This is a genomic window from Tolypothrix sp. PCC 7601, from assembly GCF_025677855.1.
In the GTDB taxonomy this organism is placed as follows: Bacteria; Cyanobacteriota; Cyanobacteriia; order Cyanobacteriales; family Nostocaceae; genus Aulosira; species Aulosira diplosiphon.
In genome coordinates, this window is the sequence record NZ_CP064879.1 from 3,829,799 (window position 1) to 3,852,002 (window position 22,204).

The following is a 22,204-nucleotide window of genomic DNA, read 5'->3' on the forward strand; positions in this document are numbered from 1 at the left end:
AAACTACACCAACAACTATGAAAAGCACAATCATTAACAAAAAGGCGATCGCATTATTTATTGCAGCTTGTCTCGGCGGAATTACCTTAAATACTTGGTGGAACGCCAACGCGCAAACTGCTACATCAACAGAAAAAGCACCAAAATATACATCCTTGCAAGATGCTAAGAATTTTCAAATTAAAGGCAAAGGTAATGCTTTTCAACCTAGCAACTTACAACAAACCGATAAACCCGATCAAGCTGATGATAAACAATTTCGCCGCCGAGCAGTGATTGGTTGGGATGACAGAATTCCCCTACTTAGTCGCAAATATCCTTGGTCTGCTATTGGTAGAGTTCAAGGATTGACTACAGAAGGTAAAGGTTATCATTGCACAGGAACATTAATTAGTGAAGATATAGTATTAACTAATGCACACTGCGTCATCGATCCAGAAACTCGCCAACTAAGTGCAAAAGTCGCATTTTTACCCAATGTGATTAATCGCAAAGTAGCTGATGAAGAAGATATCGCCCAAGTAGAAAATGTAGTTTACGGCACTGATTTCTCAGGAACTCAATTAGAAAATCAAATCAACGATTGGGCGCTGTTAAAACTGAATAAACCCATCGGATTAAAATACGGTTATTTAGGTTGGAAATCTTTACCTACAGCAACTCTCACAAAAAACCGCAACAAATATATTTTCGTTGGTTACTCTGGCGATTTCCCTAACAATAATAAAGCACAATATCAATTCTTCACCGCAGGTCAAGGCTGGACAGCTAGTGTAGAAAAAGGTTGCAGTATTGTTAGTGAAGAAAACAATTTTTTATTACATGATTGTGATACTAGTGGTGGTTCTTCAGGTGGGCCGATTATCGGTGTAATTAATAATCGTCCTTACATTGTCGCTCTGAACAATGCAGAAATTAAATCTCGTGATGGACGGGGAATTATTAACCTAGGGGTGAAGATTGATTTCTTAAATAGATTCGAGGGGAATTGATAATTTGTAATTCGCCACGAATCAAGTAACCCTGAAATTGTAGTGGACTGACACAGCTAAGGGACTTCCAACTAAAAAAATATACGGTCGCTAGGGTAGCAGAGGGAGCAGAGGAAGCAGGGGAGCAGAGGGAGAGAAAGAATTTGCTCAATATCTTCCCCCTTGCTGATTGAATAATTTAATTTCTGGAAGTCCCTAAAATGTTGCAATAATTTTTCTTGTGGGGTGGATATCTTGTCCGCCCTGGGGTAAATCTAATGGATTTTTGTTAGATGTTTGGCGTTTGTTGAGTAAACCGGAGGGGGGACACCTAGAAAAATTGTTTGTGTTAGATTAATTTATCGCTGTTTTAACTCACTTGTCTGCCAACCTTAAAATTCTGGGTAATCCCAAATCAAACAATGTTTGCGACATATCAATATATTCTAAAGGGCAAGGAAGTGCCCAGTGGTGTCAACTTAAGTTAAAAGCGATATAGGGTGGGCGTTGTACAAATACCTCGCGCCCTCATCCCCTAACCCCTTCTCCCGCAGGAGAAGGGGAACTAAATCTCTGACTCCCTTCTCCCTGTGGGAGAGGGGCTGGGGGTGAGGGCGAAACCTTGCACAAGAGCGGGTTTCACGTTAAGTTGACACCACTCCCCTAAAATCTGTCGCATTCTTTTTTCAAATTGCTATAAGGACTGGAAAAAGGAAAATTTGACTTTCACCCAATCCCCAGTCCCCAATCCCCAGTCCCCAATACCAAGGATATTGTAAATGGTTGCTCAAACTCGAGAATTAGATGCCCAAGACTGGGTAAAAACACGTTCTTCCCTCGATGCTAGCGAATCGACTTTTTTAGTATGGAAAGGTAAAATTTACGCCTTTATCCCCGGTGAAAAGCGGAAACTCTTATTTAAAATATTAGGGATGAGTGTTAGTAGATGTATTGCCCTAGAACCAGGAGTTTGGGATTTTACTTCTCGGGAACTGACATACTACCTTGACCCAGAAACAGAAGAGAAGTTAACTAAATGGGAAAATCCTTGGACGGGGGAAGTTGTGCCGGTGATGCATGTGGCGAATAATCCTGTACAAGGTACATTTAAAGGTAAATTTCCCGCGCAAGTTGAGGGTGAAAGCACAACTTTCGTTTTTGATATCTTTCCTACTTACCCCAATCCTTTAGCAGGAAACCCAAAATTTGCAGAGTACAGTCCCCAAGAAATTTATCAAGCGGCGGAATTATTTAAACTCACTGTACCTACTGAAGATTTATCTAACTCAGCACTAAATTCCGTCTCAGAAGTGAAACTCAGTTGGGATAGGATTGGTCAATGGCTACCTTGGATGAAAATGAGCGATCGCCCCGGTCAGCTGATTTATAGTGCTATTGGTGGTAAAGTCAACGGTTTCTCTGGGTTACCGCAATTATTTCAAGATGAAATTAATCATCGCATTCCTTTATATAAGGAAGCACCACAATCAGCGCTGGATGTGGAAGATATGACTTCTTGGCTTTACTTTCAAGAACATTTTGATGCTTACTTAGCCGGAGAAGTCTTTCCTAAGTATGCAGCAGCAGAATAGAAATTACGATGCGTTACGCTAACGCTAACGCATCCTATAGCATTTTTATTTGACTTTTGACTTTTGACTTTTGACTTTTGACTTCTCTTAAAATGTGCCTGGGTTGCTTCCACCATCAACTTGCAACATCACGCCATTCACAAATGAAGCGGCTGGCGAACAGAGAAATACGGCGACATTGGCAAATTCTTCTGGTGTTCCCAGGCGACCTAAGGGGATATTGTTGGTGATAGCGGTAATTTCTGCTTCTTTGGTATTACCACTTTTGGCAATGCGGGCGTTGACTAATTCTTCTACCCGTTCTGTATATGTCCAGCCTGGTAGAATGCTGTTAACCCGAATGCGATCGCTACCTAATTCTTGACTGAGTGTTTTGGTTAAGCCAATTACCGCTAGGCGAATGGAGTTAGACAAAACCAAATTTTGTACTGGGTGTTTAGTGGAAGTAGAAGTAATAGTGAGAATCGCCCCAGCGCTAGATTGGCGCAGATAAGGTAAGGCGTATTTTACTAAATGAACTGCACTGAGCAAATTTAAATTAATCGCAGCTTCCCATTGAGGAATATCAATATCATCAAATGTACCCGCAGGTGGCCCCCCAGCATTGGTAACTAAAATATCTAAGCCACCAAATTTCTCTACTGTAGTATTAATTACCCGTTCAATATCCGCTTGTTGGCTAACATCTGCACGGATAGCTAATACTTCATTTCCAGTTTCGCTTTCTATCTCCGCAGCAGTTTTCTCAACTAATTCACTGCGCGCACAAATCACAACTTTTGCACCTTCACGGGCAAATTGTCTAGCTGTGGCTTTACCTAAACCTTTGCTAGCAGCCGTCACTAAAGCTACTTTGCCATTTAGTTGTAAATCCATATTTTTAGTTTGTAATTCGTAATTCGTAATTCGTAGTTCGTAATTCGTAATTCGTAATTGAAGATTACCTAGATTAGTTCGGCGGAAATAAAGCTATCTTTCAAACAGTCACAATCTTTTGACTTTTGACTTCCCCCTTCCGCTTTGCGGTACGTTTAAATCTTTTGCCCAATTTTATTAATATCAATCTTGGCTAATAAGTAAATTTCCTACTCATTACTCATTACTTCAAAAGTGCTGTAATATTACTCAAGTAAATCAGGTTGGTCGCGGACAATTCTGTTATAAAGTGTTTGAAAACAGAACCAACCATTTGAAGGTGCGCCAATGTGATTTCTGGTTAAACGGGCAGTATTATGTTCAATAATATGCGGTTTTCCCGCAGCCTCAGCTAAAAGTTGCGCTTGACTGGAATTTTCTAAATTAATAAACCACCAAGCAGCTTCATCTACTGATTGACCAACGGTTAACATCCCATGATTACGTAAAATTATCGCTTTATTATTTCCCAAAGTTTCCACAATGCGTTGATATTCCGAAGCGTTAAATAAGACTTCCGTACAGTCATGAAATACACTGTGGTGTTCGTAGAAAGCACAAGCATTTTCATTGAGGGGGTCAAGTGGACGACCTAGGGTAGACCAAGCTTTACCATAAATTGAATGGGCGTATACAGTTGCGATCGCATCTAGTCTAGCAGCATGAATATGAGAATGAATGGCGATCGCTTCACGATTTATCGGCTGGTCGCCTTTAACTACATCGCCATCGTGGTTAACTAATACTAAGTTGGAAACTCGAACATCACAGAACTCGACACCTAAGGGATTTACCCAGAAATGATCTGTAAATTCTGGATCGCGCGCTGTCAGATGACCATCTGTACCTTCATTAAATCCTAAGCGCGCAAACAAACGAAAGGCTGCGGCTAAACGTTGTTTACGGTGTAAGCGTTCATCTTCTACTTTTTCAAATACAGGGGGTTTGGGTCTTTCTAATTTAGGCATTTTCTTATTCCTAACTATTAATTAACCATTAATTTTTTAGCAATGGTTGAAAATTGTTGTACTTTGCAATATATATTCCTAGCTTCACCAAACAATCGGCATGAATAACACATACTCTTGCCTGGGGTGATGATAGGCTTAGTCAGGCTCTGAAGCCGTAAAAATGTTGATTTTAATACAGCAGACAACCATCAAACTCAGCTATTACATAATTGAATTTGCATAATTTGGCACGTATAAATTGCTAAAGCAACTACCGAAAAGTCGCTTCGCTAAAATAGCTCAGAATAGTCTAAGCAATTGCACAAATTGATACCAATTTGCGAGGTGCTTAGTACAAAAGAACTCATAAAACCTCAAACGTACAAGACGATGATCAATCTCAATATAAATTGATATCACATATACAAATTAGAGTTGTTTTAGCTTACCATAACCTGCCTTTCGCCTTACTCTATCCTTTGGATTCTCCTGAGGATTAAAGTATTGCGACATATTAAAGCTACTGTCACTACTAATACACAGTCACAAAATAGCTACAAGCCTAGTTCACAAAAGTTTTTAATTTGAAATCCGCGAATTTCGCACAGCAATAATAGAAAAAAAGACAAAAAGCAAAAGTAAAAATTAATAGAAAAATTCTACTGTATAAGCTTTTCGCTTATTTTAGTTAGAAATTGATGTACGTTATTCTGTATTAATTTAATTTACATCAGGGTCAATCTTAATACCAAGTTGCTCTAGCCTAGACTGCGTCAGCACCTCCTTTAAAATAATCGTAAATGGATATCGTCGGAATACTTTTGCATCACCTTGTGACAATAGCTTTCTAGCTTGGCTGATGTGTATGGGATACAAGGGTTGTTTGTTGGCATCCAAAATATAAACTTTAGCCATTATGATTCCAATTAACCTAGGCAATAGTGATTGGGTGTTGGATTTAACTAAGCAATCTATAGATGCTCCTGTGGTTGTTTAACTGGTACTTATATTAGAAAAATACAACACAAAACGTAGGCGATCGCATCTTTTCGAGAATAAAATTTCTCAATTAATAGATTCTCGCCCGCTTTCTTAAACTGGAGATAACTGTAATCAATGATGGTAAAAGTAGAGGCTACGCTTCTCTTTACCATCGCGTGACATGAATTTCTCTAATTATTCCTCAATAAACTGCATATTAAGAATAACGAATAAATATTTTTGAATTTTCTTAGTTTGTAATTTGTAATTTTTCATTCGTTATTTTTCGTTACCCCGTCCCTTCTCTTCTCTGCTCCCTAATGCCTACCGCACTACTTTTTAAGTCAGATTGGTAAGATTAAACTGTAAAAAATCTGTAATTTTAATTCTTGTGGTTCGAGGTTAACGCACCAGAACAAACTTATGCTAAACCACAAGCCGTCACAGCATATGCTGTCCGTAACAATGTAGTTAAGCAATGATTATTTTTGGGTAATCATACTATACTTCTGTATCATACACAAGGATCATTTTACTGTTACGCTTAAGCATACTATTACCTTTGACGATTCAAACCCAAGACTTGTATAGGTGATTCAGTCCCATCATTTCTACGCAATTTTGCCTGCTGCACAGACTGTTTTCAATTGGGAAACGGCAGATTTTATCAAGGTTATCAAAAATGCGGCTCATATAGCTCAACTTACTATTGTTGGTGAACTGGCTTATGCATTCCAACCACAGGGAGTTTCTGCAGTTATTTTACTAGCAGAGTCTCATGTAGCGTTGCATTTTTGGCCAGAAGAAGCAAAAGTTACAATCGATATTCATATCTGCGACTACCAAAAAGATAATCAGCAAAAAGCTAGGCTATTGGCAGAAATTCTCACCAGACAAATTACTAATTCTGAAAGCATGGCTAACTGGAATTATTTAAATATCACTGGTTAATAAACTTTCTCATATACCAATCAATGTAGGGTGTGTTACGGCTATGAGATAATTTGATGCTTAGAGACAATTAAAATTAGCCGTAACGCACCATCTACGCGGCGGTGCGTTAGGCGCGAGAACAATTATTTCGTGATAATTATATCAAAGGTATTATTTAAATATTAGTAGCATACCATTCAATACTGCTCGGTTAAGGATTTCCAACTCGGAATTTGGTTTGGGGAAAAGGTGAAAGGGTAAGAGTTAAAGGTTTTTTCTTGCCCCTTTTACCCTTCTCCTTTTCCCCTTAACCGACAAGTATTGGCATACCATTTAAGCGGAGGTGCGCTACGAGTCGCGCTCGCTAACACAGCCTACTAATAATTCATAATTTATTAAAGACACCAAGCAATTAAAAAAGAAGCGGCAATATAAGCAAAAGCTTCTATTAAACCTGCGCCAACATTGGGAACTTCTTGATTGGCAATTTCATCGGAGATTTTAACGCCAGGTACTAAAATTAAATCGGCTAACCAGCGAATTACAACCAAGGAAATTAAGCAAAATATTAACAGTAATCCATACTGGGTAAAACTCACAACCCAGTTTTCAAATTCAGCAGCAAAAGCGACTCGTACAATGTTACCTGTAGCAATCAGTAACCCTGCTAAAGCAACACCAGCCGCCGGGTTATTGCGCTTTTCAATTTCTGCAAATACATTATATTTAGTAACTTTGGGATAGATGAAACTGACTAACACGAGTAATCCCAAACCAATTAACCAACAAACTATTCCTACCAACCAACCACCACTTTCTCCAGCTAAAGCCGCATTTAAAATTAAACCGTTGGCGATGTGGTTTGCAGCTTCTACATTCGCCGCACCGATATTACGGTCTTGAATAATTTCGCGTTCGCAATTAAAATGACGCAGAATTAATTTATCCCCTACCCATGCACCAGCTAACATTAATAAAATTACTGTTGCACCATAACTAATTAAATTCAGCGCTTTATCTTGCCAATTATCTACAGCTTGGCCGAGAACGCCGCCTAAAGCAATAACTATACCAAAATAGTAACCTACCAGCGCTACAGCAACCGCAGGGTTATCATTAACAAACAATTCTAAATTTAATTCCATGCGGCGGCGAAACAGCTTTTGGTAGGCAAACTGTCCCACCCAGAATAAACCAAAACCTACAAATAATTCTAGTAAAATAACACCAAATTGCGTAACTATCGCCATCAGTCTTTCGTTCATTTGCTTCCACCTGCCAGGTTTTGAAATAAGCTAATGAGGGTATCAGCTAATTGGTCATAAAAAAAGTAATCATGTGCGCCTATAGTTTTAATAGGCTGACCACCAAACTGACTTTTAAATTGCGAAAACTTGGCATAGCTATGATTTGCATCTTGGGTAAACCCATAGAAATCATAAAATTGGCAACCGCGCAATTTGGCTCTTTGCATGGCTTCCCAATGTAAGCTGTAATTAGCCATGACTTGTGGATGTGCTAAACTGCGTCCGCCATATAAATAAGTAGCCACTTGACCGCAATATACTACTAAAATTGCTGCTATGATTTCACCTTGCCAATAGGCTACACCAATTTCTGCCATGTTTGATTTAAATAATGTTTGGCAAAGATTGATAAAAAAGCCGTAGGGTTCACCAAAAAACTTTTGACGCTGTACAGTTTCCCAAAACAATTCATACAAGACAGGAATCTTTTGCGAATCGTTGCTAAATTCTGTTGTCACACCATAGCGTTGACTGAGGCGAATATTGTAGCGTCCTTTCGGCTTCATCGCCGCTAAAATTTCGCTGGTTTCTGGGGTTAAATCTATAAGTAAAGTTTCCGATGGTAATAAATCAGCAGGTGCGCGCACAAATTTTTTCAGGTACGCTGGTTTCTCTGTCCATAGTGGTTCAATCCGCAGTGCGATCGCTCCTAATTCTTTTGCTAATTTTTCAGCTTGATGTAACAATAGCTGTAGCGCTGACTCTGCATATTCTGCTGGTAATATCGGCCCACCAGGCGCAATCAATAAATTAGCTTTATTGCTTTGAGGATATAAATAATAAATACATCCTCCTATTAATTGATTATTTAAAAACAAACCATAGCGAAAGGTTTTATATCCCTCAATTTCTTTAAAATCTGCCCAACTGAAAGTTTGCATAAAGCAACCATTGGGATGATTTTTAATGAGTGCATCCCAATCCTGTTGTGCGGCTGTATTTAATTCTCTAATATTTAAAGCTAAATCCTGCTGCGTCGATTTATCTGCATAAATCATATTATTTGCGTATTGATGTAATTACGAATTACGAACTACGAATTATCTTCACTCATCCCTTTGTTGCGGGAAGAAGATATTATATAGCCAAACTCCCCCCACTCCAGTGAGACACATACCAATAAATTTGTTCATAAAGGTATCACCATCGCCGCTATAGCTAGTACTACTGCTACTACCACTACTAGAAGAGAAACCTTTAGCAAATACTGAATCAGGCGCGACTAAATTTGCCATTAATAACGTTACCGATAGCATGGCGATTAACTCCACAGTTTGCGGATGTAGATTTGCTAATGCTTGATTATTACTAAATTTGTCAGCTAATTTTTTCAAATCTTGGGCAATTTGTGGAGGTAAATCTTGCGCTCTGGCTAACAAACTCTGCAATAATTGCTTAATATCTATTTCTGCGAGTAATTCTTTGAGATGTGCTAGCCATGCTGATGTCATATTTTGGCTATGGTAGCGATGACGCACAGGTAAATACCGATTCATATCTGCTAATTTATCCTGTGTTTCTGGCAAAGCATAAATATTTTCTATCCAAAATTTAGCTACTGATGCTAAATCTAGGAAATCACCTTCTCCAATTTCGGCTGTTCCTATCTCTTCAATATCTAAAAAATCAACGCTAGCGTCAGATTCTAAATCTAAATTGTCTAAATTAGATGACGCATTCAGCAGATAATAAAACAGTTGCGGACTCTCTAAAGTATGAATCATAACTCCATGCCGAGAATTTGCGATCGCACTCTCAAAAATAAAGGCTGAGAGTAGCTGACTAGGTGTTAAAAAATGTAACTCTTCAGGAAAGTTGAGGATTTCGATTTCATAGCGCGTAATTACCTGCGGCGATGCTAAAAAGAAGCCCCAATTGCCGTAACCATGATGAGAAAATGAAGGAATAGCTAGCTGTAAAGGTTTGACTGTGAAATCTGCTGCTAACAGTGTTTGATATAAACACCAAAAACCTGTTGTTCTATTTTGGGGAGAAACGCCGTTCGTGCAAATTACGCCATTGGGAATTAGTACGCGATTTAGCTTTTGGAACCATTCCCGACTATATATATTCGTGTCTTCTGCAGCATGGGGATAGGTAAAATCGCAAATGATGACATGATAATAATCATTTGGCTGTTGGGAAACAAAGCCAAATGCATCTTGAGTATAGACAGTGACTTTTTCTGATTCTAAACTGCCTAAGTTATAAGGTTTAAATACAGTGTTAGCTAGTTCTAAAACTTCTGGATTGTAATCAACTAAATCAATTTCGCTAACTTGGGGAAACCGTAAGATATCTCTCGCCGCTAATCCATCACCACCTCCACAAACCAGCACCCGTAAATCGGTATGCGGAAATCTTTTAATGGCTAAAGCGATCGCAGGAATTACCAAATATTCATGATATATTGCTTCATCTGCTGTATCAAACTGCAAATCTCCATTGATATAGAAAGCAATACCATCATCATGCTGTTCAATAAATAAAGAATTAGGCATTTCCCACTTATCCAAATATGAGCATACAAATTCCTATGAGCAATAGCACAGAAGCAAATACAGCTTGCACAGATTTGACAATAATCTCTCCCACATCAATCTGATTTGCATCTGCTAATTTTTGGATAGAGGAAAATTCGTCAGGACGGACTACTTTGGTAGAATAAATATCTAATTGATGATAGGGAAAAGCTTCTATAGCTAAATTCATTTGATGTTCTTCATCCCAATAATCCCAGGTAATCCGAGATTTTATTTCACCTTCTGTCTGATAGTCTCCCTCTGTGCGTGACTCAAAGTAATAACGCTTATAAAAGAGTTGCAATTCTGGATATGGTTCCCCTTGAGATTGCATATCCTCCCATAACCTGGGTATGATATTTTCTTCGGAATCTGGTAGTAACAGGCGCGGATTTTGCAGTGGGTTAGCTAGATACCAAGTTATAGAATGTGGCTTGTTGTTTGGATCGAATTCTCGTAATAAGTAATATTCTGAACCCTTCTTAGAACTTAGCAACCACTCATCCGTTAAATACCCCTGCGGATCTTGATATATGCTGTAGTCTTCTACTTTCCAATCGACACCATGATATCTAACGCGATCGCCCGGGCGTAAGTCATGCAATTGTGTTTGAGTAACAATAGCCACCATACAAGTTAAAATATTAAGTAATTTTAAGCGTTTTAGGTCAGTAAACTGGTAAAAGATGCTTACTCACCCATACGCTTTTATACTATTGCATCTTTGTATGGCTTGCACAATAGATGTTAGTTTGCAAGGAATTTAACCGCAGATAAACGCTGATAAACGCCGATACAAGCGATAGATAAATTCTTTGTAGGGGCACGGCACCTGTAAGATAATTTGATATCGCAAAAAATTATGGTCGCCGTGCCCTTATCGATGCTGTCTTTGTTCAAAATAGTATTATCTATTCTGCTGCTATTAAAGCCGTAACGCACCCTACCTTTGTTGAGAAAGCTCTATGGACTTGATATTACAGCCAAATTTGTAAGCCTAATTCTTTTAAATATCTCAACCCGAAGATAATCTGTTGAGGACTCCCGGAAATTTCTAAATCAAACTTACCATCTCTTTGAGCATCTATATCTAAATCAGCCTTAGCAATATTTACAGTTAAGCCATAACAAGCTACCAATCCGCTAATTATCGGCGCTGAACGATAATTATGGGGAATAGAAACTTGAAATTTCGCTCGATTTTTGGGAACAGTCATCTCAACTTCTTGGTTACGATTTTGTAATTCTTGCTTTGTCTGATAACACCCATAACAATCTGGGTTCATACATAATAATTTGAGTTTTTCTTGATTTTGAGCGCTGAGGCTTTTAACGTTTAACTGCTCAATATCTATATTTAGCGATTGTAAATAGCTAAGTCCAGATGCTATTTGTTGAGCATCGCCTTGAATTTCTAAATTAAACCAGCCGTTGTTTTGAGTATTTTCTTTTAAACTAGCTGCTGCAATATTAACTGTTAAGCCGTAGCGAGAAATTAATTGGGAAATTATCGGTTGGGTATGGTCTTGCAAGTTTACGCGAATGCAGATATAAGTAAGTGTAGAATCTACTATTGATAAAGCCATAACCCCTAATTCCTCAAAATATCAGAATTTCTCTTTCTAGCTAATACAACGCAAAGATACCTACAAATCTCAACGCCAATCTTGCACTTTTTTCCCATGAATCAAACGATTGACAGTTGCATTTACAATAGTCTTTAAATCCATCGTCTTACCGTAGTTTATCACAATTATCTGATTTTAAGGAAGTTAGGGGAGCAATACTACAAGGGATAGCGTTTTGAACTCAAAATTGGTTTTGGGGAAACGGTTAAAGGTTTTTTCTTTCCCTTGAACCATTCCTCTTTTTCCCCTTAACCGACAAGTATTGGTTAGGAAAGTTGGATAACTGAGCTTTACGATTATCGGTTACGGGTTATTGCTAAAGGAAAAATAAAATTACTGTAGGATGTGTTAGGTGCTCATTTCCAATGTGGTTTGTCACGAAATAACTATCTTAGCGCCTAACGCATCGGCGCATTGATGGTGCGTTACGGCTAAATGTCATTGTCTCTTTGTCCCACTCTCATAGCCGTAACACACCTTAATGTATCAATGCTCTCTTAATAAGTGCAATGCAATTGCAGTAAAAAAAGTCAGGTTAATTCATTACGTAAAAGCAGAGAATTTCGATAACTTTGCCATTCTTAAAAGTAAAATTTAAACCTGCAGGGCTAGGGTTTTCTAGTCCGTAATTTATTCTAGTCAGATTATCTTCTTTATAAATCTCAGCTTTACCGTATGTTCTGATGACTTTTGATTGCCCATCGCCAACTTTTACACCATCGATAGTGGCATATTTATTACTGGTAACTTTAATTTGATAAACAGTAAATTTACCTGGCGTACCACCCTCATCTAAATCAACTGTGATATCAGGGTATTTCAGAGTCCGAATTCTGCCGATCGCAGGACTATCAATATTTTCTACTTTTACAGGTTTACCTAAAATCTTTCTGACTTGTATTTCACGCATAGAAAGTTTAATACCACCGATTCCCAACTGTTCCTCAGTTAATGCTGTCGATGGCTGAGAATTTTGAGCAATTTGATAATCAGTAGTGGTGGTAGCAATTGCTTGACTATGGCTGTAGTTAATGAAAGAAATAAAAGAAAGAGTGATCGCTAACGAAATACCTTTTAACATATATAATTCCTTAATAGTACTGAGTCATAGAGACCAAGAGACGCGATTCATCGCGTCTGTACAATAATGATTATTTTCTCCCTCATCCCCCTTATCCTCCTCATCTCCCTCATCCCCAACCCCCCCTATCTTTCCTGGTAAAAATTAAGTTACAGTGATTAACCCAGTTTGCAGTAAAATTGTTCCTTTAGAGAGAGGAGGGCAAGATAGTGACCCGTGTGATCATTGTACGCCACGGCCAAAGTATGTATAACACTGAGCGGCGTATCCAAGGGCGCACGGATGCGTCCTTATTGACAGAAAAAGGTCAAACCGATGCCGGCAAATTAGGCAAGGCCCTCAGTAATATTTTATTCCATGCAATTTATAGCAGTCCATTACAGAGAGCAAAGCAAACAGCAGAAATTATTCAACGTGAGTTGACAAATCCGACTAGCAAGTCTGCTGTCTGCCAAACTTCTGATAAATTGCTGGAGATTGACCTGCCTTTATGGGAGAGAATGCTCACAGCTGAGGTGAAGCAACAGTTCGCTGAAGATTACCAAACTTGGCACGAACGTCCCCATGAATTGCGGATGTTAGTGGAAAGCGCAGAAGGAACCAAAGAACATTTTCCGGTTCTATCTTTATACGAACAAGCACGGCAGTTTTGGCAAGAAACTTTACCCCATCATCAAGGTGAAACTATCTTGATTGTGGGACATAACGGCATTAATCGCGCTTTAATTAGCACGGCGTTAGGAATTCCCGCTAGCCGCTACCACTCCATACAGCAATCTAACTGTGGCATTACAGTATTAAATTTTGCTGGCGGTTTGGGCGACCCCGTACAGTTAGAATCTTTAAATCAGACACAACATACAGGCGAAACTCTGCCTTCATTGCGTCCCGGACATCAAGGAGTCAGGTTGCTACTGGTACGTCATGGAGAAACCGAGTGGAATCGTCAAACTAAGTTCCAAGGACAAATTGACGTTCCCCTCAACGACAACGGTAGAAACCAGGCGCGGAAAGCTGGTGAATTTCTCAAAGATGTGGACATAGATTTTGCTGTCAGCAGTCCAATGGCGCGTCCCAAAGAAACAGCAGAACTCATCTTGCAGCATCATCCTAGTGTAAAGCTGGAATTTCAAGATGGTTTAAGAGAAATCAGCCACGGACTCTGGGAAGGCAAATTAGAAGCAGAAATAGAACAAGAGTTTCCCGGAGAGTTAGAACGCTGGCGCACAGAACCAGCACAAGTACAAATGCCTGAAGGGGAAAATTTACAGCAAGTTTGGGAACGTAGCGTTGCAGCTTGGCGCTTAATTGTGCAAGCAGCATCACAAAGTCATCTCAAAACTGGCATCGTCGTCGCTCACGACGCTACCAATAAAACTTTACTATGTCATATTCTTGGTTTACCATCAGACAACTTCTGGAATTTCCGCCAGGGTAACGGCGCAGTTAGCGTCATCGATTACCCAGCTGGGCCAGATGGTTTACCAGTGCTGCAAGCCATGAATATCACCACTCACTTAGGTGGCGGAGTATTCGATAAAACAGCAGCTGGAGCATTGTAGAGGTCAGTGTTAAGCTGTCAGTCAATTGAAGACTGAAATATAAAGTATGAAGTATGAAATTACTCGACTGATTTAGGGATGGGTTTGAAGTGATCGCCATTCTCATACCAATTCAAATAATGTTTGCGACACATCAATATATTCTAGAGGGCACGCCAGTGCCCATACGTGTCAACTTAAGCTAAAAGCTATATAGGGCGGGCGTTGTACAAATACCTCGTGCCCTCATCCCCTAACCCCTTCTCCCCCAGGAGAAGGAGAACTAAATCTCTTGCTCCCTTCTCCCTGCGGGAGAGGGGCTGGGGGTGAGGGCGAAACCTTTCAACCAAGCGAGTTTCACGTTAAGTTGACACCAATGGCCAGTGCCGTGCCCCTACAATCTGTCGCCTTCTTTTTTAAAATTGGTATCATTCAACCTGTCTTTATCCTTCATCCTTTGTTCGGTCAACAAATAGATCAAAATAGACTCACAGTTAAAACACTGATAAGTAATCGCTAAAAGCACACATGACAACTGAATTGCTACAACAAGTACGGGTAATTGACCCGGTTTCTGGAACAGATCAACTAACTGATGTGCTAATTGCTGATGGTTACATTCAAGCCATTGCCGCACATATTACCGATGTCAGTTCCGATACTCAAATCAAAGACTGTCGGGGATTAATTCTAGGGCCAGGGTTAGTGGATTTGTACAGCCACTCTGGAGAACCGGGATTTGAAGAAAGGGAAACCATCTCATCTCTGCTACAAGCAGCGGCGGCTGGTGGTTTTACCAGAATCAGCATCTTACCTAATACCTCCCCCGTCATTGATAACCCGGCTGTTGTGGCACAGTTGCAAAAGATGAGTCAACAAAGAGAAGCTTCCTCCCTCTCATCCCCCCCTCTCCCACATCTCCAAACCTGGGGTGCGATGACGCTCGATTTAGCAGGGAAGCAATTAACAGAATTAGCAGATTTAGCTGCGGCGGGTGTTGTTGGCTTTACTGATGCTGTCCCCAGGGAAAATTTAGGGCTAGTGCGGCGGGTGTTAGAATATCTCCTGCCTATAGGTAAACCAGTAGCCTTTTGGCCTTGTGACCAGCAATTAACAGCCAATGGAGTGATGCGAGAAGGGCCAGACGCGATTCGCCTGGGTTTACCACCCATCCCCGCCAGTGCAGAAACAAGTGCGATCGCAGCTTTATTGGAATTAGTCGCCGCCACAGGCAATTCCCACGTGCATATTATGCGTGTTTCTACTGCACGTAGTGTAGATTTAATTGCATCTGCCAAGGCATCTGGTCTACCCATCACCGCCAGCACTACTTGGATGCATTTGTTATTAGATACCAAGTCAGTCAAAAGCTATCACACCAGCTTGCATTTAGATCCGCCCTTGGGTAATCCCAGCGATGTCAAGGCGCTACGGGAGGGGGTACGCACCGGAATCATTGATGCGATCGCCATTGAACACGCACCCTTCACCTACGAAGAAAAAGTCCAAGCCTTTGCAGAAGCACCTCCAGGGGCAATTGGTTACGAGTTAGCATTGCCTTTGTTATGGCAACATCTCGTAGACACTGGCGAATTTACCGCCTTAGAATTATGGCGGGCTTTGAGTACGCGATCAGCCGAATGTTTGCGAGATAAACTTCAGGCGATCGCACCTCATCAAAAAGCTGAATTAACCTTATTTGACCCTCAGCAAAACTGGAAAGTCGAGAGTAAAAACCTGCACACCCTTTCTAGTAATACACCTTGGCTAGGGCAACAATTGCAAGGTCGCGTTGTCCAAATTTGGTGTTAGGATTAACAGTCAATCGTCAACTGCTGATAGTGCCTTTGTGGATGCGATCGCCTAAGGCGATGGCGAAGCCATCGCCTCTATATCCAAACCTGTAAACTTCGTCACCTGTTCCACTGTCATCCCACCAGCCAGCAAATTATCCCAATTCTCCAAAATACCGCTACAAATAGGCAGCAGGGGGTAGGGAGAGAATTATCTGTAGCCTGAATTTAGAGAAATGGTATTACGGGTGAATACTGCGGAGACGTTACACGACTAGTACAACAAGGCAAAAGTCAAAAGTGAGCCAGTGCGGTGGACGGGTTCCCAAGGCACTCCGTTGGGCGGCTTTGCCGACTTGAAGGAAGTGCCGTCGGCATAAAGCAACTGGCGAACTCCGCAGGAGTCAAAAGTCAAAAGAAAGAATAGTTAGCACAAGCCTTTTAGCGATTACAGATGGTCTGTTTCTCTTACAAAGTTTGGCGGGACGGAAACCGACACCGCCAACTTTGCGCTATTTACGCCGGCTTGTACTAGCTTCCCTACAGCAATTTTATTTTTACTTTATAAATCATCTCTTACTGAGGTTTACTATATTTAGCTACCAAACTAGCTAACAGTGGTAAATCGATAGGTTTAGAAATATAATCATTCACTCCAGCTGCCAGACAAATTTCGCGATCGCCTTTCATGGCCATTGCTGTTTGGGCAATTACCGGAGTCATTTGATATTGGGAATTTTCTCGTAACTGCCGCACTAAATTTAAACCATTATCATCTGGCAGATTTACATCCATTAAAATTACTGCTGGATTAATATCTTTTAATGCTTCCCACATTTCAGCAGCATTCTTGGCCACAGTGACTTGATAACCTAGTTTTTCTAAATAAATTTGCATTAACTTAGCATTGTTTAAGTCATTTTCTACTAGCAAAATTTCTAAAAAACAACTAGGCGCAATGTCTAAAGGCGTTGTAGCGGATGCAGCAGTCACATCACCCATAATTCCCGTTAATTCTCCCACAGGATTTAAGGGAAGTACGATCGTAAAACGCGAGCCGCAATCAACTTTAGATTCGACTTCTATACAACCACCATGCACTTCAGCGAGTTTACGAGTTACAGCTAAACCTAAGCCAGTACCTTCATTACGGTTAACTGTGGGATTAGCAATTTGGAAATAGGGTTGGAAAAGTTTTGCCTGGTCTATTGGAGAAATACCAGTACCAGTATCCCAAACTGTAAAATGTAAAAAGCTACCTTTAGCGACTACCTGTAAACCGACAGTGCCTGTAGTTGTAAACTTAAGGGCGTTGAAAAGTAAATTTAATAACATTTGTTTGAGCCGTAAAGGATCGGCAACTATCGTTGTTATCTCCGGCTCAATATCTAATAGTAATTTTAAACCTTTATTAGCAGCTTTTTCTTTTACTAGTGCCAACACATTCCGGCACAATGTCGGCACATTAACTATTTCCCACTGGACATCTAGCTGGTTGGCTTCAATTTTAGAAAGATCCAAAATATCATTGATTAGTGCTAGCAAATGCTTGCTGCTAGATTGAATAATATTTAAATATTCTTGATGGCGTTCTCTCGTTGGATCGTAGCCTTGCGCCAACAGCAGATGAGTAAAGCCGATAATCGAACTCAGCGGTGTGCGGATTTCGTGACTGGTATTTGCCAAAAACTGGTTCTTAAGTTGATTAGTACGCTCCAACTCACGATTAGAACTACCCAAATATTGCGACTTTTGTTGCCAAGATTGGATATGTCTGAGTTTTGCCAACGCTACAGAGCAATATTTCACAGCCCTTGCGATAAATTGCGATCGCAGTTCTAATTCTGCTGTGTTACATAGTTCCCCATCCGCTCTCACCTGCGCTGTCGCCACAATTAGCCAAACGGTTATACCGCCACAATCATTGGCCAATTGCCAAGCACCGGGCGTTGCTTGATTCTCTAAGTGCTGTAAATCCTCAAGTTCTATCACCTCATCCAATTTTAGGCGTAACTTTTTGCCTTTTTTGGATAACGCTTCTACCTGTAGAAGTTGTGAGCGTCGGGAGGAGGATGGTGGAACATAAAAAATTTTACCAGTTGTCTCTTGTGGTTGGAACAGCGCGATCGCCACCTTACTAGTGTTTAAAGCATGGCTGATCTCGTTGACCAAAATTTGAAAAATATCTGCTTCTGAGCTTCTTGGCTGTGGCAAGGTGGTACAAGCAGAAAGCAAGCAATCATTGAGATGGCTTTGCAACTGGTTCAAGCCACCTTCTAGCCACAACTCGGCTCGAAGTTGCTGTATTGTGGTCAAAAGTGTTTGGGTTGTATCTATCTGTGAGTTCTGTTCTGGTAAGCTTGAATACTGCTGCATGGTCAACTAGACCGCTGAACAAGTGGAGCTTCGCACAAAAGTGCGAACAGGATTCTATGTATATTAGCGCACAATTCCTGCTTATTTATAAAGCATAACCTATAGTGTCGAATGTGACGATGATCCCACCAATTTAATGTATGAAATCACTAACTAGTAAATTCTTAAGAGCTGCTTAACACAACACTATGGATCTACAACTTGCTCAATTAATTATTAATGGAATTGCTGTAGGGAGTATTATTGCTCTGGGCGCGGTCGGACTTACCCTTACCTATGGGATTTTACGGTTGTCTAATTTTGCCCACGGAGATTTTCTCACTTTGGGAGCTTATCTAACGCTGCTAGTAAACAGTGCTGGCGTAAATATTTGGCTATCAATGGTACTAGCTGCAGCGGGAACAGTAGTAATGATGCTGGTATCAGAAAAATTACTGTGGTCAAGAATGCGTAGTCTTCGTGCTACTTCTACGACACTAATTATCATTTCTATTGGATTGGCCTTATTCCTCCGCAATGGCATTATCTTCATTTGGGGTGGCAAGAACCAAAATTACAATTTACCTGTGACCCAAGCTTTAGATATCTTCGGCTTAAAGGTACCACAAAATCAGTTGTTAGTGTTGGGATTAGCAGTAGTAGCGATTTTGGCACTGCATTACCTGCTGCAAAATACAAAAATTGGCAAGGCAATGCGAGCAGTTGCTGACGATTTAGATTTAGCTAGAGTGTCGGGAATTAATGTAGAGCAAGTCATCCTCTGGACATGGCTAATCGCTGGCACACTCACATCCTTGGGTGGCAGTATGTACGGGTTAATTACAGCAGTGCGCCCAAATATGGGGTGGTTTTTGATTCTGCCTTTATTTGCCTCAGTAATTTTGGGGGGAATAGGTAATCCTTACGGAGCGATCGCAGCTGCTTTTATCATTGGCATAGTCCAAGAAGTCAGCACCCCTTGGCTTGGTTCTCAGTATAAACAAGGAGTAGCGCTGTTAATCATGATTTTGGTGCTGCTCATTCGTCCTAAAGGTTTATTTAAAGGCACGATTTGAGCAGCACCAATCAGCTCCTAATTACTCAATGATATGGAAGTAGTAAGCTGCAACTAAGAAGTTGATCGCTAATAAGAATAATGCCCAACCAGTACGGAAAGGATAGGGGGGTTTAGCTCCACTATCTGCTACTGGTGAACTTTTGCTTTTAGCAGTCATTGGCTGTTCTCCTAAATTTCAGGACTGTTTAAGAAATACCAAACAGAGGTACCGATTAGCCAGTTTCTTTAAAAATATTTGTGTGAAGGTTGGGAATGGGGGATTGGGGACTGGGGATTGGGGATTGGGGATTGGGGATTGGGGATTGGGGATTGGGGACTGGGGAACTCAGGGGGCCCCCTCTGGGGATAAGGGGTAATGGGGATTGGGGATTGGGGAACTCGGGGCCCCCTCTGGGGATAAGGGGTAATGGGGATTGGGGATTGGGGAACTCGGGGCCCCCTCTGGGGATAAGGGGTAATGGGGATTGGGGATTGGGATATTTATCCCCCTCATCTTCCTCATCTTCCTCATCTCTCTCACCTCCCTCACCTCCCTCATTCTTCCCCTGCATGATAGGAACTCCGAACTAGTGGCCCAGAACGGACGTGGCTAAATCCCATTTGCCATGCTATGCTGCCCAGTTGATCAAATTCCTCTGGAGTCCAGTATTTTTGAACTGGCAGATGTTCTAGGGAAGGTCGCATATACTGACCAATAGTTAAGCGATCGCATCCTACTGCTCTTAAATCTTTCATGGCTTCTATGATTTCATCAAAGGTTTCGCCATGTCCCAGCATTAAACCAGATTTGGTGGGGATAGAGGAGTCGATTTCTTTGACGAGTGCAAGTACATGCAAGGAGCGATCGTATTTTGCTCCCCGGCGCACTGGCCCAGTTAAGCGTCGCACTGTCTCAATATTGTGGTTAAAACAAGCGGGCTTGGCCTTGACAATCATCTCTATCCTTTGGCGTTGTCCTTCTTCCCCAGCAGCTATACCACCCCAAAAGTCTGGTGTCAGCACTTCTATTTGAGTTTCTGGGTTCAACTGGCGGATAGTCTCCATCGTTTGGACAAAATGACCTGCTCCTTGGTCTGCCAAGTCATCACGGGCGACAGAAGTCAGTACCACATAACGTAAACCCAAAAGCTTCACAGCTTCTGCCACCTTTTGCGGTTCCTCTAAATCTACGGGCATTGGTGCATGACCTTTATCTACTTGACAAAATGCACAAGAACGAGTACAAGTAGGGCCCATTAGCAGAAAAGTAGCAGTTTTTTGGGCATAGCACTCCCCCCGGTTGGGGCAACGTCCTTCTTCGCAAATTGTATGAATTTGGCGCTGCTTAATAATCCGTTGTACTGTAGAAATTTCGCTGGCTCTGCCGATAGAACGACGTAACCAACTGGGCATTGCCATTATTTCTGACTTGAGTTGGGCTTGTTGTGACGAAGTCATAGACATCCACGCGAGATCCAAAGGTATTGTGGAGCAAATTTTCTATGCTCTAGAGCAAGGTTAAAGCCTTAAATATTACCATGACATAAATTGACCAGAACAAGGGCAGAGGTTCTAGAAAACACATCCCCGAAAATCACTTATACCGAAAATATACTCTCCCCCAATCAAGATAAATGTTGGATATAGTAAGAGCATTCTCAATGTCAATGGGCATAATAGCCATCTACACCTATAGTTTCTGTTAGAGTAATAAGTCGTGCCAAGTAACAAAATTCTAGTTATTGATGACACCACAGTTGTCAGGGTAAAAGTACGAGAGATGTTGCCGCCTGGCAATTTCGAGGTAGTAGAAGCAAAAGACGGTTTAGAAGGACTAAATTACATCCTTAAAGAAAAATTTAGTTTAATCATGTTAGATTTTCTACTACCGAAAATGAGCGGTTGGGAAGTGTTCCAGCAAATTCAAGCCCAGCCTGAGTTAAGGAAGATTCCTCTAGTAATGATGTCTGGGCGTAAAGAAGAGGTAACTGAAAAAATTTCAGAACCCTTTGAATATTTTGAATTTCTGGGTAAGCCTTTTGACCAGAAACAACTTATTGGTGCTATTAAGTCAGCAATGACAAAAGCTAAACTGGTACGCCCAGAACCAGTTCTAGTGGGAGCAGGCGTTGCTGTTGCTCATAGTGCAACTGTAACTTCTAGCCATAGTTTTGCCACAGCCCCAGCTGCTATCAATAGTAATGCTACAGTTCCGCCTCCAAGCGTTGCTACCGCATCCTCTGGAGAAATTGAGCTTTTAAATGAAAAAATTGCCAAGATGCAAGCAGAAATAGAGAGCTTGAAGAAACAGCTAACTCAGGTTGTGACCTTCATTAAACAAAAAGTAAAATAGTCTTTATCAAATGCGTAGAACATTCACGCATAAAACTAGAGACTAAAGACTAGTACAACACGGCATAAATAAAGTAACCATTTCAACCAGCTAAAAGCTTTGATTGATATAGAAACTTTTTGACTGTTGACTTACTCGTAGCATTCTAGACGCAAATAAATATGCTCTTAATTTGATAACACTAAGGGAGTTCTTAGAAATAAATTATTTTATAGAGTGAGCCAG

At 40.8% G+C, this 22,204-nt stretch carries 19 protein-coding genes; 7 read left to right on the forward strand and 12 right to left on the reverse strand.

The window, feature by feature from the left end; genetic code table 11:
- Positions 1-17 precede the first annotated feature (17 nt).
- Together HG267_RS15940 and HG267_RS15945 are read left to right on the forward strand one after the other, a co-directional pair.
- Positions 18-992 (forward strand): trypsin-like serine peptidase, encoded by a 975-nt coding sequence (locus HG267_RS15940; RefSeq protein ID WP_045871956.1) that lies wholly within the window; start codon positions 18-20, stop codon positions 990-992.
- Positions 993-1,750: 758 nt separating this feature from the next.
- Positions 1,751-2,563 (forward strand): DUF1838 domain-containing protein, encoded by an 813-nt coding sequence (locus tag HG267_RS15945; protein ID WP_045871955.1) that lies wholly within the window; start codon positions 1,751-1,753, stop codon positions 2,561-2,563.
- A gap of 87 nt (positions 2,564-2,650) precedes the next feature.
- Here the strand turns inward: HG267_RS15945 and HG267_RS15950 are convergent, their stop codons facing one another.
- The 3 genes from HG267_RS15950 to HG267_RS15960 all read right to left on the reverse strand — a co-directional run bounded on the left by HG267_RS15950 (position 2,651) and on the right by HG267_RS15960 (position 5,343).
- Positions 2,651-3,439 carry an SDR family oxidoreductase gene (locus tag HG267_RS15950; RefSeq protein ID WP_045871954.1) on the reverse strand — a complete coding sequence of 263 codons (789 nt, stop codon included), beginning with the start codon at positions 3,437-3,439 and terminating at the stop codon, positions 2,651-2,653.
- A gap of 245 nt (positions 3,440-3,684) precedes the next feature.
- Positions 3,685-4,446, reverse strand: a complete 762-nt coding sequence (locus HG267_RS15955; RefSeq protein ID WP_045871953.1) for a class II aldolase/adducin family protein — start codon at positions 4,444-4,446, stop codon at positions 3,685-3,687.
- 702 nt (positions 4,447-5,148) lie between these two features.
- Entirely contained in the window at positions 5,149-5,343 is a 195-nt protein-coding gene (locus HG267_RS15960; RefSeq protein ID WP_045871952.1) for an RRXRR domain-containing protein, read from the reverse strand.
- A 687-nt stretch (positions 5,344-6,030) separates the two neighbouring features.
- On the opposite strand from HG267_RS15960, the gene HG267_RS15965 reads away from it, so the two are divergent.
- Positions 6,031-6,360, forward strand: a complete 330-nt coding sequence (locus HG267_RS15965) for an S-adenosylmethionine decarboxylase family protein (RefSeq protein WP_045872130.1) — start codon at positions 6,031-6,033, stop codon at positions 6,358-6,360.
- Between the two features lie 377 nt (positions 6,361-6,737).
- Here the strand turns inward: HG267_RS15965 and HG267_RS15970 are convergent, their stop codons facing one another.
- The 6 genes from HG267_RS15970 to HG267_RS15995 form a co-directional block, all read right to left on the reverse strand.
- Positions 6,738-7,607 carry a DUF350 domain-containing protein gene (locus tag HG267_RS15970; protein WP_052335282.1) on the reverse strand — a complete coding sequence of 290 codons (870 nt, stop codon included), beginning with the start codon at positions 7,605-7,607 and terminating at the stop codon, positions 6,738-6,740.
- Positions 7,604-8,647: a lipid II:glycine glycyltransferase FemX gene (locus HG267_RS15975; RefSeq protein ID WP_045871951.1), complete on the reverse strand. Its 1,044-nt coding sequence runs from the start codon at positions 8,645-8,647 to the stop codon at positions 7,604-7,606. The genes HG267_RS15970 and HG267_RS15975 overlap by 4 nt, the downstream gene beginning before the upstream one ends.
- A 48-nt stretch (positions 8,648-8,695) precedes the next feature.
- Positions 8,696-10,150 (reverse strand): spermine synthase, encoded by a 1,455-nt coding sequence (locus HG267_RS15980; RefSeq protein ID WP_045871950.1) that lies wholly within the window; start codon positions 10,148-10,150, stop codon positions 8,696-8,698.
- 7 nt (positions 10,151-10,157) lie between these two features.
- On the reverse strand, positions 10,158-10,802 hold the full coding sequence (locus tag HG267_RS15985; protein ID WP_045871949.1) for a DUF4178 domain-containing protein: 645 nt from the start codon (positions 10,800-10,802) through the stop codon (positions 10,158-10,160).
- A gap of 346 nt (positions 10,803-11,148) precedes the next feature.
- On the reverse strand, positions 11,149-11,757 hold the full coding sequence (locus HG267_RS15990; RefSeq protein ID WP_045871948.1) for an NIL domain-containing protein: 609 nt from the start codon (positions 11,755-11,757) through the stop codon (positions 11,149-11,151).
- Between the two features lie 577 nt (positions 11,758-12,334).
- Positions 12,335-12,880, reverse strand: coding sequence for a hypothetical protein (locus tag HG267_RS15995; protein ID WP_045871947.1), 546 nt, complete (start codon positions 12,878-12,880; stop codon positions 12,335-12,337).
- Between the two features lie 209 nt (positions 12,881-13,089).
- On the opposite strand from HG267_RS15995, the gene HG267_RS16000 reads away from it, so the two are divergent.
- The gene (locus tag HG267_RS16000; RefSeq protein WP_045871946.1) at positions 13,090-14,442 is read left to right on the forward strand and encodes a histidine phosphatase family protein; all 1,353 of its coding nucleotides are present in this window, start codon (positions 13,090-13,092) and stop codon (positions 14,440-14,442) included.
- 507 nt (positions 14,443-14,949) lie between these two features.
- Positions 14,950-16,233: a dihydroorotase gene (locus HG267_RS16005; protein WP_045871944.1), complete on the forward strand. Its 1,284-nt coding sequence runs from the start codon at positions 14,950-14,952 to the stop codon at positions 16,231-16,233.
- Between the two features lie 557 nt (positions 16,234-16,790).
- Here the strand turns inward: HG267_RS16005 and hrmK are convergent.
- A complete protein-coding gene (gene hrmK, locus HG267_RS16010) occupies positions 16,791-18,590 on the reverse strand; it encodes a hybrid histidine kinase/response regulator HrmK (RefSeq protein WP_045871943.1) in 1,800 nt (599 codons plus the stop codon).
- A gap of 188 nt (positions 18,591-18,778) precedes the next feature.
- Here hrmK and HG267_RS16015 point away from each other — a divergent pair, with 188 nt between their 5' ends.
- Positions 18,779-19,645 carry a branched-chain amino acid ABC transporter permease gene (locus HG267_RS16015; RefSeq protein ID WP_045871942.1) on the forward strand — a complete coding sequence of 289 codons (867 nt, stop codon included), beginning with the start codon at positions 18,779-18,781 and terminating at the stop codon, positions 19,643-19,645.
- 21 nt (positions 19,646-19,666) lie between these two features.
- Here the strand turns inward: HG267_RS16015 and HG267_RS16020 are convergent, their stop codons facing one another.
- Together HG267_RS16020 and lipA are read right to left on the reverse strand one after the other, a co-directional pair.
- On the reverse strand, positions 19,667-19,804 hold the full coding sequence (locus tag HG267_RS16020; RefSeq protein ID WP_045871941.1) for a photosystem I protein PsaX: 138 nt from the start codon (positions 19,802-19,804) through the stop codon (positions 19,667-19,669).
- Between the two features lie 377 nt (positions 19,805-20,181).
- The gene (lipA, locus tag HG267_RS16025) at positions 20,182-21,084 is read right to left on the reverse strand and encodes a lipoyl synthase (RefSeq protein ID WP_045871940.1); all 903 of its coding nucleotides are present in this window, start codon (positions 21,082-21,084) and stop codon (positions 20,182-20,184) included.
- A 259-nt stretch (positions 21,085-21,343) separates the two neighbouring features.
- On the opposite strand from lipA, the gene HG267_RS16030 reads away from it, so the two are divergent.
- Positions 21,344-21,979 carry a PleD family two-component system response regulator gene (locus tag HG267_RS16030; protein ID WP_045871939.1) on the forward strand — a complete coding sequence of 212 codons (636 nt, stop codon included), beginning with the start codon at positions 21,344-21,346 and terminating at the stop codon, positions 21,977-21,979.
- Positions 21,980-22,204: the final 225 nt, after the last annotated feature.